Raw genomic sequence first — 11,180 nt, 5'->3', positions numbered from 1 at the left:
TTGATTTGTGTTATGGTGTTGAAAGTATAAAATAGTATGATTTTTGACAGAAATGGGGACATCATATATGAGTCAATCAGTTTTACAAGGCAAAGCCTATTCCGTTTTAAATTTATCCTCAGTGACAGAAGGAGGTACCATTAAAGAATCTTTTGATCGTAGTATGGATTTAGCAAAGAAGGCGGAGAAGTGGGGTTATCATAGATACTGGCTGGCAGAACACCATAACATGGAAGGGGTAGCGAGCTCTGCAACGTCTGTTTTAATTGGATATATTGCGGGAGGAACCGAAAAAATTCGAGTAGGATCTGGCGGGATTATGCTGCCAAACCACTCTTCACTTGTCATTGCCGAACAATTTGGCACACTTGAGACATTGTATCCGGGGAGAATTGATTTAGGTCTTGGCAGAGCACCAGGGACAGATCAGTTAACAGCAAGAGCGCTTAGACGTAATCTTCATAACGGAGAAGATTTCCCTGAGCAGCTTGAAGAACTTCGTCAATATTTCAAACCGACCGGTCAGGTTAAAAAACATGTAAGAGCTGTTCCAGGAGAAGGCCTGGACATTCCAATTTGGCTCCTTGGTTCAAGCGGTTTTAGCGCTAGACTTGCAGGAGAACTTGGATTGCCATTTGCCTTTGCAGCACACTTCTCACCTAAAAATACAATTCCCGCATTAGAGTTGTACAGACAGTCATTTAGACCTTCTGATGTATTAAAAGAGCCTTATGCCATGGTCGGTGTGACGGTTTTTGCTGCAGATCAAACAGAACGGGCTGAATATTTGGCAACCTCTCATTATCAGCGGTTTTTAAGTCTCATTCGCAACACACCAGGAAAACTGAAGGCGCCTGTCGACAGCATGGACGGTCTTTGGAGTCCATATGAAAAGGCGATGGTGGATGAACAATTAAGCTCGACTATCATTGGGGATAAAGAAAAGGTGAAAACAGAATTAGAAGCCTTTATAGAAGCTACTCAAGCAGATGAAGTGATGATTAATTCGGATATGTTTGACCATCAAGAAAGAATGCGCTCGTATGAAATCATCGGAGAGATTTTTCAAGAGGCACAAGAAAAATAAACATAAAAAAGAACTGCACAGAGCAGTTCTTTTTTATTTAATCTTTTGTAAAAATGCGAAATGGTTGTCCAATTGGCAGAACAATACGGCCAAAATGTGTATTAAGAACAACAGCTGCAGAACCATAAAATGAAAGCAGAGAAATGATCAATTCTGCAATACCAGCCATGGTATGAGTCACATCATACATCACACCAAAAGTGCTAAGGGAAAGACCAATGAATAAGAAATCAATAAAGACGAAAATCAAAAATAACACTTTATGTGTTTCCATTGCACCAATCGTCATAAACAAGCTGAAAATCAAATAACCAATAAACGCAAAGCCTAGCTGTTTTGGATCTGCTGCTCCCGCAAGCGTTTTCCCAAAGACGCCGGCTTGAATGAGCCAAGTTGTTCCAACGCCCATCCAGAAAAGACCGAATGCGCCAAAAGCAGTGGCTCCAAAAATATTATGATGCTTTGAATCTTGTATGGACGCGATCAGCTGCGCGATTCCTCCAAGGAAGATAGCCCAAGGTAAAATAAGAGAAGTGCCATCTGTGATTCCTAGTTTTTGTGAGGACGCAACGAGCGTCACCATTGCTAAACCAAACAAACCAAGTGGTGTTGGGTCTGCAATTGATAATCGAATTGCTTGAACATTCTGTTTTTCCATAATGACCTCCTACAATTTGCACTTACAAAAGATACTCGAATTCGATAGAAACGTCAAGCTCTTTTTTAGTAGACACTTGCATCGTCTTCCAAATAAATCTATATTTAATACATATCAAATGTGATAGAAAAAGAGGGATAACATGAGTAAAGGCTTATCTGGAAAAACGATTGCCATTTGTGGAACAAGAAAAACAGAAGAAATGCGTACACTTGTCGAAAAACAAGGAGGACAAGCCGTTATTCGCTCTCTTCAAGGAACCGTATTTTTAGCCAAAGAGGATTTAAAGCCAGGCATAGAAACCTTTGTGAGACAAGGGGCCGACTGGGTGATCTTGACAACAGGCATCGGTACAGATACATTGATTGAGAGTGCAGAAGAGCTGCAGCTTGGTAAAGAATTTATGAACATTCTATCAAACGCACATATTGCTTCAAGAGGGTACAAAACCTTTGCTGCGCTGAAAAAACGCGGAATTCAGCCAGAGGTCTCTGATGAAGACGGAACGGTTCGTGACTTGATTTCAAAGCTTGAAGACAAGGAGTTTCAAGGAAAACGCGTGATGGTGCAGCTTCATGGTGAAAATGCACCAGCTCTCATTCAGTTTTTACATGACAAGGGGGCAGATGTTTTGCCGCTTTTACCATATCAGCACACACCTCCTGAACCAGAGGCAGCTGAAACGCTGCTGCAAGAAATGAAAGATGGACAAGTTCATGCCGTCTGTTTTACAACCGCTGTCCAGGTCCACGCTTTTTTCAAACTAGCCGCAGAGTGGGGCAGAAAAGAAGAATTGCAAGCATTATTCGAGCAGGATGTGCTTGCAGTAGCTGTCGGAAAAGTTACGGCTGAAGCTTTAAAAGAAGAAGGAATAGACCGAATTCTTGCCCCGTCACTTGAGAGAATGGGAGCAATGATTATAGAATTATCCCAATATATGAAAAAACAATCAGCACACATATAAAAAAAGCCTTTCACCAGGGGACTGACCCCCGTTTTTGAGACAGGGATCAAAACACCTTTATACAGCCAATTGCCGATAGTTGATCGGTGATTGGTTGTTTAGTTTTGTTTGAATACGAATGTTGTTATAATAATAAATGTATTCTTTGACAGTGCGTTCTACGATGGTGGTCGTAGTTCGATCAATGCTGTTAAGATAGAACGTTTCAGACTTTAGCGAGGAATGAAACGATTCGATGGAGGCATTATCAGCGGGCGTCCCTTTACGGGACATGCTCATGGTAATGCCTTTTATATGAACAGCTTTCTGATACTCGTAAGATGTATACACAGAACCTTGGTCGCTATGTAACACACAGTTTTCAGGCAGTGCTGGGAGCTGATCAAGTGTGTTTAAAATAAAGTCTGTGTCCTGCTTATCACCAATCGTAAACGCAATCACTTCTCCATTATATAAATCCAATATACTGGAAAGGTACAATTGTTTCTGTCCATAAGGCAAATACGTGATGTCCGTTACTAGTTTTTCAAGAGGACGATCAGACTGAAAGTTCCGATCCAGTATATTACCGGCCACGGCATAGGGCTGCCCATTCTTCTTACGCTTTTTCATTTTAACCCGGCACTGCCACTGGTTTTTCTGCATGATACGTTGAACAGTTTTATGGTTAATATGCAACCTCATTTTTAGTATGGCTGTGATTTTTCGATATCCATATCGATACTTGTGCTCTCGGCACAACGTGCCGATTTGTTCCTCTAGTTGTTTTTTAGAATGATTCTGAGTCAGATCTTTTTTCCATCTATAGTACGAAGCGCGAGAGATGCCTAAATGGACACAAATGTCCTGTACTGTCATCATTTTGCACAATTCTTCTACTAGTTTGATTGACGTTTCTTTATCAACTTCCTTTCCAATTCGTTGTACTTTTTTAAAACTTCATTCTGTTGACTCAGATAGCGATTTTCTGCCTGCAGTCTCTCTAATTCGGAAGAGTACTCGGGACCCTTTCCATAGGTATATTGTTTTCCAACAGGCTGTTCGAACCGGTGTGTATCCCCAGCCTTATGCCACCTCACCCATGTCTGAACCTGCGTTTTATTTTTGATATTCAATTCCTGCATGATCTCTTTCATAGATACGCCTGCCAATCTCATGTCTACAGCCTTCTGCTTGACTTCAACCGGATAACTCACTCTTGTCCCCATAGAAAAAACACCTCCATGTTTTATTTCGGATTACAACGATCCGTTTTCAAACTTGAAGGTGTTTTTTATTTGTCTCATCTTATGGGGTCAGTCCCCCAGATCAGTGAAAGGCTTTTTTGTTAGATTGTCCGTTTTCGATTCGTCCGAATTTTTTTGAGTACAAAGTAGAGAACAATCAGGACGATGGCAATGACCATAATGGGGGTTGTATAAGCATGAGCAACACTTTGAATATGATCCCATTTCGTCCCAAGCTGCATGCCAAGATAGATAAATAAGATAGACCAAGGGATGGCAGCTAATCCTGTCAAGAAAACAAATTTCAAAAAAGGCATCTTGGCAATACCCGCTGGAATCGAGATGGCATGACGGACAACAGGGATAAAGCGGGCGGTAAAGACTACACCGGTTCCATACCGATCAAACCAGCGCTCTGCAGTCGCGATATGATGTTCATGGATGAATAAATACTTTCCATACTTTGTTAAAAAAGGTCGTCCGCCGTACAGACCGATCCAGTAAATAAAACACTGGGCGAGCGTACCACCGATGACGCCGGCAATCACAGCTCCTACAAAACCAATTGTGCCTGTTGATACCATATATCCGCCATAGGCAAGTACAATTTCACTCGGAATGATTTCAATCATCAGTCCAAGTGCAACACCCGCGTAACCTAGGCTTGTCAGCCAGGTTAAAATTTCATTAAACAAGGTTCCCATTCATTTCACTCTGCCTTTAAATACGAATTTTCTTCAAGCATCCTTATAAGAGCCTATGCTTGTTTTTCTTCTCTCATGAGTATGCTTTGCATATATGCTAGCATGGCTGGCCGCATATCATGACGCATTAATCCAAGTTCTGCCGCTGCCTTAAACGAGCCGAGCTTATCACCAACATCAAATCTCATCCCATCTAATTGTGTTGCATAAATGGGTGATTCATGTGCAATGATTTTCAGTGCATCTGTCAGCTGGATTTCGTTCCCGGTACCTCTCTCGATTCCTTGTAAAATAGGAAAAATCGATGGTGTTAACAGGTACCTGCCCATGACGGCTAAATCGGAAGGAGCTTCATGAATTGCTGGCTTTTCCACTAAGTCTGTGACTTCAAACACTTGACCGTCTATTCTAGCTGGTCTTATCATACCATACTTACTGACATCTAGACGATCCACTTGCTGGACGCCAATGACCTCTCTTTGTTTGTCTTCAAAGACTTCCATGAGCTGAGAGAGTGCAGGTCTTTCTGACACCATGACATCATCACCTAAAAGGACCGCAAAAGGATCATTGCCAGTAAAATGACGTGCACATAATACCGCATGTCCAAGACCTAAGGGCTCCTTTTGACGAATATAATGAATATTGGCCATATCCGCAATATGTTTGATTTCAGCCAGCTGTTCTTCTTTCCCTTTTTCAAGCAACGTGTGTTCTAGCTCAATCGAACGGTCAAAGTGATCTTCAATCGATTTTTTATTTCTTCCTGTGATAATTAGTATATCTTCAATGCCTGATTGAACAGCCTCCTCAACTATGTATTGAATGGCGGGTTTGTCGATAATAGGCAGCATTTCCTTTGGCTGTGCTTTCGTTGCGGGTAAAAAACGTGTGCCTAATCCGGCTGCTGGTATGACGGCTTTTTTAATGTTCATTGAATCATCGCTCCATTTCTGATGGTTTATTTTCTGATGGAAAAACCCATAGGCGGCTTCCAGTAAAAGTGATCATCATGCCAAGAAGGGTACCAATCGCTTTACTAATGAATAATGAGAAACCTGCTTGCTGTATGACATATAAGACAACATAGGTGAGGAGGCACGCTGCGCCGTTGACTGTGGCCCACTTGATCCATTCCCACTTGTCAGCTTTCTTTTTCACTTGGAACGTCCATTTTCGATTCCAAACATAACTGTTCAGCATTCCTGCGGTATAGGACAAGCACTGTGCAAGAAAAGAGGGAACAAAGCAAGCAGTTAAAAAAAAGAAGAACAGAAAGTCAATCATCGTATTGCTAGCGCCTACAGTTAAAAATGCGGCATAGGTCCGAATATTTTTCTTTGACATGCGAAGGATCATCACCTCCTAGTGTTTGAGTGGGTGTATGAATACTGTACAAAAGCGAGTTGACGAATCAGTGAAGAAAAGATGAAAAAAACATGAACAAGCGATATCTGTTTTTTCACCAGCTCGTGATATAATTTGCTAGATGAAACGAACGGGTGGTGCACAAACATGTATTTAACAATCGCAGAAACAGCTGAATACTTAGAAGTATCTGAAACATATGTTGAAAAATTAATCCAGCAAAAAAAGATCCGTTACGTATTTGACGGGGAATCTTATCTCATTTATCAAGGGCAGTTTCAAACGCATTTAAAGCAGCTCGAGCAATATAAAGAGCTCGTCCAAGAGATCTTAAATGAACCGATTCCGGAAGATCCCGATGTAAAGGATGAAGATTAGAATATCTTTTCAATTTATTCAACATGGATTAATGGCCGTGGGTGATAGATAGAATAATCTCTATTTGAAAGAAGCAGAATGACCATTCATTAGCAGTAAAAGTAAGTGAAAATAATGGGGACAACTACTTTATGTGAAGCCGGTCAAAAAAACGAAATGAACATTTTAGAAGCGACTGATGAACCGAAACAGCCTTATGAATTATGCCATCAATGGCACGAAAGACTACTCAGCTATTCATTACGGCCTATTGAATGGTATAACCTAGCTGTTCTCCATTCTCCTAAACAATTTTTACTCCCGCGATGATTTTTATGGAGAGGACGGACAGGCTTTCCAATTAGAGGAGGAGGTTGTCATCACCAAAAGTGAAAAAGCACCAACATTACAAGCCGTTAGGCATGATTTGGTGTCTTTATTAGACTTTTCAATCACTAGATGGTTTCTTGAGGATGATGTCATCGATGCTTTGAAGCCAAAGTAGGTTTTATGAAACGGAGCATGCCGAAGTGAAATCACGAATGTTAGAGATCGCGGGTGATGTTCTAGATACATTTGCCGCTGAATGGGTCAGGGAACTTTTGGATCACGAGGACGAAGAATTCCTTTACCTACTCATGGGCAGCAGCCAGCAGTTTGCCGGGAGATGAGGGATTATATTAGAAAAATTGAAATCGATCAGTGAAAAAGAATTGCCGTTAGAGGCTTTTATTTGCCTGCATCGTTTCCGTTCTCACAAAATTTTGGATTGGATGGAGTCAAATTGCACCCATTTTCACGATCAGTGGGAAAGGCTGGCAGCCGTCAGCTGCCCAACCTGGGAGAGAATGAAATCTTGGCTAAACAAAAGAAGACCTTTCTGCTTCATTGCACTAGATACAATGGCAAACTGTGCAAAAGGGAATAGACCGGCTCTTGTGGAAAAATTTTCACCTAAAATTCTTAGAACTGATCAAAATGAAGTAGAAAAGATTTTACATGATGTTCATCAAAAAGATCCGGTTCCACGAGTGAAAATGAAAGTGTCCAACATCTTGGAGAACAAGCAAGACATTTGAATAAGCCTTTTTATTGGCTGACTCCGGTTTGAACAATCTTCATGTGGCATTTAACTTGTACATCTGCATCAGGATAAATGCTTTTCCACTTTTCTGGTGTTACTGCTTTGTCTTTTGATCTATACCTCAGGCCCAGCCCAAGCGGATCTATGTTTTGCTTTTTAAAGGATTGAACAAGGTCTTGTCCTTGCTGAGCGACACGTTTTTCTACTTCTTTTTCAACATGGTCCAATATAGATGGTTTATCAATTTTTTTGGACTTCATGAATTCTTTTAATTCACCTTTCAGTTTGATATCAATCATGATCTGAGGCTTCTTTGTTAGGTTTTCCGTTGGTTTAATTCGGTAAGACACATGGGATTTGATATTTTCAATGACGACATGGGTCTTTGCATGATCAGCCAATTGAAATTCGTAGATGCCATTTTTATGATTTTCAATCATCGCTTTAAATGTGAACGTGTCTTTTCCAGGGATATGACCGACCATTTTTTCATGATCAAACAGAGCGACTCCTGTGATCTTAATGACATTGCCTTTTTTCTTAATGTAGGGGAGGTATGCATCGACCCCTTTTGCCAGCATCTGATTCATAAAAATATGCTGATTGGTGACAGGTTCATTGCCATTTCGCATATTTTGGGCGAGCAGATCAGAAAGATATACACCTATATTTAAGTTCGTTTGATTCATTTTTGTGTATAATAACTCTTCCACTTCTCCGCCTACAATCGCAAACACTTGACGTGAACCAATGATAGGATCACGATAAATATAATTCATTAAATCGATCATGCCGACTTCTTTTGCTAACTTTTCACTGACTAAAATAACGAGCACCTGGCCCATGACTACTGGAAAAGGTGATTCTTCTGACACGAGAAATTGAATATTACTAATGGTGTTTGACTTTCCGCTTAATATTTGATAACTTCCTTGCTCTTGACTTTTAAAGACAGGGAAGACAAAGAAGCCCTTCATTTCTCCATCTTCCAATAAATCAAATCCTGCCGCCTGAGAGATATTTAATTCATCTAAAAGGCGGGGCTCTGCACAGCTGGTTAACAAAAGACTACACAACATGAGGCCCGTAAGTATATAACGTTTCATGCTCGTTTTTTCCCCCTCCTTTTTTTCAGCATCAGTCCAATGACCATACAGATAATCAATCCATAGTACAGAATGAATCCGCTAAATTCCACCCATTGATTAAAGGTTTCAAAAGAAGTTGCACTGGCAAAAAACGAAAACATGATCAGAATGAGGATGCTGAGCCCGATGAACGTGACGCGCTGGCTCGTATGAAGCATTTTTTTTGCCATTCGGCTTGCTGCCCATAATGGAATCGTGATATTAGGAATGATCAGAAGCAGCCAAAGAGACACTTCAATAAATTCAAAGCGCTGGATAAACGGAAGCTTCACAATGCTCGTTAACGTTAGCGTCGGCCATTTTGTTAATTTGAGCTGAGCACTTGAGTAATACGCTATAGAGACGAGAAAAGTGAGCAAGTTTAAGCATGTCGTAAATAATACCCCCATGTGAGCAAATTTTTGAGATGTCTGAGCTTGTTTAATAAAGGGATAATAGACAAGCAGCGTGCCAAAACCAGACATGGATAAGGATGCATCTTTGACTCCCACAAGCATTTGCGAAAATGTATGATCAAACATTGGGAACATGAAACGAAGGTGACTATATTTCATGGCATAAAAACAGATAAACGTCATCCAATATGTCAGTACAACACTAAAAAATGCCCATCCAGCAATGGTTCTAAAGCCGCCAGTATGAATGTAATACACAAGCAGCAACAGTACAGACGCAAACAAAAGACCAGGAATTTCTTTAAACAGCCATACATGGATCACATCCATGTAATGGATAAGAACGGTCAGCGACAAAGAAGCAAAATATAAGATATAAAGAATGTTGAATAATTGCCCAATCCATTTGCCAAATACATATTGCGTGATTTCACCAAATTCATCCGAAGGTGCCTTTTTAAACATCAAGTACATGAGAAAGATCATCACATTGACGCTCATGCCAGAAATCAAAATAGCGATCCATCCATCATTATTGATAGAACGAACAAGGTTTGTTTGAAAGTTTAAAATGCTGACACCGACTTGATTGGCATTGATGAGAAAAAACACAAAATAAGGGGATACTTGAAATTTCTCTTTGACAGAAGAAGAGCTCATGCCTTCACTTCCTTATTCATAAAAATCATTTTTCCCCTTGCGGCCTTGCTTCGGCTTAGAGCGATGGATGGTTTCATTTTGCGGACGTAAATTTTCCGGCCTTTTGTTCAAAAAACGGAGCTGAGGACGAATCAAACTGCCTTTTAAATCAGCAAGGCGCATTGGAAAAATAGGCTCTAAATACGGCCGGCCAATTGAAGTTAATTTCATTAAATGGGTGAGCAGAAAAGATCCCATCACAGCAATACCTAATGCGCCCCAAACCTGTGCTGCAACTAAAAAAGGAAATCTCAGCAGCCGAATGGCACTGCCCATTTTGTATATAGGCGTGACAAATGAGGCGAGAGCAGACAGGGCAACAATAATGAGTAAAATATTGCTCGTTAAGCCTGCTGCTACAGCAGCCTGTCCAATGACAATCCCTCCAACAATCCCGAGCGTCTGACCGACTTTAGCTGGGAGCCTTGAACCTGCTTCTCTTAGTAATTCAATCGAAATCTCTAAAAATAGTGCCTCAATGATCGGAGGAAATGGCACAAGATAGCGCGAGGACACAATGGTTTCTAATAAATCCTTTGGGATCAGCTCATAATGAAAGGTTAAAACGGCAACATATAAAGGTGTCGCAAAAATGGAAAATATCACAGCAAATATGCGTAACAGCCTAAAGCAAGAAGCCGCAATCCATGACATATTGTAGTCTTCCATCGTGGAAAAATACTCAAGTAAAATAGTCGGAGCAAGCAAGACATGAGGCGAACCATCCACTAATATAGCAATTTTCCCTTCTGATAAGCCTGAAGACACGCGGTCGGGTCTTTCTGTATTCAAAAACAACGGAAAGATCGTATTGGATACATCATAAAGCATTTGAGCGAGGTAATTCGCATCTAAAATCTGATCATAATCAACGTCCTCAATTCGCTGAAGAACCGTTTCGATGTTCTCCGGGTTGGCGATTTCTTCAATATATAACACGGCAACTTTTGTTTGAGAGAGCGTACCAACCGTCTTTTCCTCAACTTTCAGGTTAGGCGTCGGCAGCCGCCGTCTGACCAAATTTAAATTGGTATCTAAAACCTCCACAAATGCTTCCTGTGCACTGATAATCCCAAATTCAATTTCAGGCGGACCTATTTGTCTGCCTTTCTTTTCTTCAATCGGCAAAAGAAGCGTTTTGCCCCAGTCTGTCTCAAGTCTAATCGCAATGCTGCCCCGGTGAAGGGCTTCTTGCACTTTTTGAAGATCGCTCGTGATGACAGCCTGCTCAATGGGAATTCGTTCTTTCAGCTCTTCAAGAGTGGGTGACAGGTGCAGTTGTTTGAGGGAAGGGAGAATTTGTTCATGTAGAAGATGTCCATTAATCAATGAACGAAAAAAGGAAATCCTATACAGAAAATCTCCATTTCGAGACAGCTCATTTGTAAAATCAGCAGAACGTGACAATGCTTCAAATACTGAATTTGGGTCCTTTTGTTGTTTGTTTTTCTTCAGCATTTGGACCAGCTCCTTCGGCGATTTGCCTCTAT

14 protein-coding genes are annotated in these 11,180 nt (G+C 40.9%); 6 read left to right on the top strand and 8 right to left on the bottom strand.

Translation table 11 applies throughout. The annotated features are described in order from the left end of the window. The first annotated feature begins 67 nt into the window (after positions 1-67). Positions 68-1,087 carry an LLM class flavin-dependent oxidoreductase gene (locus NSS76_RS09480; RefSeq protein WP_024427753.1) on the top strand — a complete coding sequence of 340 codons (1,020 nt, stop codon included), beginning with the start codon at positions 68-70 and terminating at the stop codon, positions 1,085-1,087. Positions 1,088-1,124: 37 nt separating this feature from the next. On the opposite strand, the gene NSS76_RS09475 is transcribed toward NSS76_RS09480, so the two are convergent. Further along, on the bottom strand, positions 1,125-1,745 hold the full coding sequence (locus NSS76_RS09475) for an acetate uptake transporter (protein ID WP_025093160.1): 621 nt from the start codon (positions 1,743-1,745) through the stop codon (positions 1,125-1,127). 142 nt (positions 1,746-1,887) lie between these two features. On the opposite strand from NSS76_RS09475, the gene NSS76_RS09470 reads away from it, so the two are divergent. Continuing rightward, a complete protein-coding gene (locus tag NSS76_RS09470; RefSeq protein WP_025093161.1) occupies positions 1,888-2,709 on the top strand; it encodes a uroporphyrinogen-III synthase in 822 nt (273 codons plus the stop codon). A 57-nt stretch (positions 2,710-2,766) separates the two neighbouring features. Here the strand turns inward: NSS76_RS09470 and NSS76_RS09465 are convergent. The 4 genes from NSS76_RS09465 to NSS76_RS09450 all read right to left on the bottom strand — a co-directional run bounded on the left by NSS76_RS09465 (position 2,767) and on the right by NSS76_RS09450 (position 5,986). After that, a protein-coding gene (locus NSS76_RS09465) for an IS3 family transposase (protein ID WP_341081980.1) occupies positions 2,767-3,917 on the bottom strand; the annotation gives its coding sequence in 2 pieces (ribosomal slippage) (positions 2,767-3,644 and positions 3,644-3,917; 1,152 coding nt in all). A 119-nt stretch (positions 3,918-4,036) separates the two neighbouring features. Further along, complete coding sequence (locus NSS76_RS09460) at positions 4,037-4,639, bottom strand: DedA family protein (protein WP_024425701.1); 603 nt, start codon at positions 4,637-4,639, stop codon at positions 4,037-4,039. 53 nt (positions 4,640-4,692) lie between these two features. Then, positions 4,693-5,574, bottom strand: coding sequence for a UTP--glucose-1-phosphate uridylyltransferase GalU (gene galU / locus NSS76_RS09455; RefSeq protein WP_034624312.1), 882 nt, complete (start codon positions 5,572-5,574; stop codon positions 4,693-4,695). Positions 5,575-5,578: 4 nt separating this feature from the next. Beyond that, on the bottom strand, positions 5,579-5,986 hold the full coding sequence (locus NSS76_RS09450; RefSeq protein WP_056766903.1) for a GtrA family protein: 408 nt from the start codon (positions 5,984-5,986) through the stop codon (positions 5,579-5,581). Positions 5,987-6,154: 168 nt separating this feature from the next. On the opposite strand from NSS76_RS09450, the gene NSS76_RS09445 reads away from it, so the two are divergent. From NSS76_RS09445 to NSS76_RS09430, 4 genes are all read left to right on the top strand, one after another. Further along, on the top strand, positions 6,155-6,385 hold the full coding sequence (locus NSS76_RS09445) for an excisionase family DNA-binding protein (RefSeq protein ID WP_024425698.1): 231 nt from the start codon (positions 6,155-6,157) through the stop codon (positions 6,383-6,385). A gap of 114 nt (positions 6,386-6,499) precedes the next feature. Continuing rightward, the gene (locus NSS76_RS09440; protein ID WP_249366127.1) at positions 6,500-6,694 is read left to right on the top strand and encodes a hypothetical protein; all 195 of its coding nucleotides are present in this window, start codon (positions 6,500-6,502) and stop codon (positions 6,692-6,694) included. Between the two features lie 200 nt (positions 6,695-6,894). Further along, on the top strand, positions 6,895-7,035 hold the full coding sequence (locus NSS76_RS09435; RefSeq protein ID WP_232624299.1) for a hypothetical protein: 141 nt from the start codon (positions 6,895-6,897) through the stop codon (positions 7,033-7,035). A gap of 177 nt (positions 7,036-7,212) precedes the next feature. After that, on the top strand, positions 7,213-7,443 hold the full coding sequence (locus NSS76_RS09430; protein ID WP_232624300.1) for a hypothetical protein: 231 nt from the start codon (positions 7,213-7,215) through the stop codon (positions 7,441-7,443). Positions 7,444-7,453: 10 nt separating this feature from the next. Here the strand turns inward: NSS76_RS09430 and NSS76_RS09425 are convergent, their stop codons facing one another. The 3 genes from NSS76_RS09425 to NSS76_RS09415 are packed head-to-tail and all read right to left on the bottom strand — an operon-like array spanning position 7,454 to position 11,148. Further along, a complete protein-coding gene (locus NSS76_RS09425) occupies positions 7,454-8,554 on the bottom strand; it encodes a Ger(x)C family spore germination protein (RefSeq protein ID WP_024425697.1) in 1,101 nt (366 codons plus the stop codon). Next, positions 8,551-9,651: a GerAB/ArcD/ProY family transporter gene (locus NSS76_RS09420; RefSeq protein WP_341081962.1), complete on the bottom strand. Its 1,101-nt coding sequence runs from the start codon at positions 9,649-9,651 to the stop codon at positions 8,551-8,553. The genes NSS76_RS09425 and NSS76_RS09420 overlap by 4 nt, the downstream gene beginning before the upstream one ends. 12 nt (positions 9,652-9,663) lie before the next feature. Next, complete coding sequence (locus NSS76_RS09415; protein WP_029707078.1) at positions 9,664-11,148, bottom strand: spore germination protein; 1,485 nt, start codon at positions 11,146-11,148, stop codon at positions 9,664-9,666. Positions 11,149-11,180 lie beyond the last annotated feature (32 nt).

The organism is Bacillus sp. FSL R5-0654 (assembly GCF_038008745.1).
Taxonomy (GTDB): Bacteria; Bacillota; Bacilli; order Bacillales; family Bacillaceae; genus Bacillus; species Bacillus safensis.
This window is presented reverse-complemented; position numbering and strand designations above follow the sequence as displayed.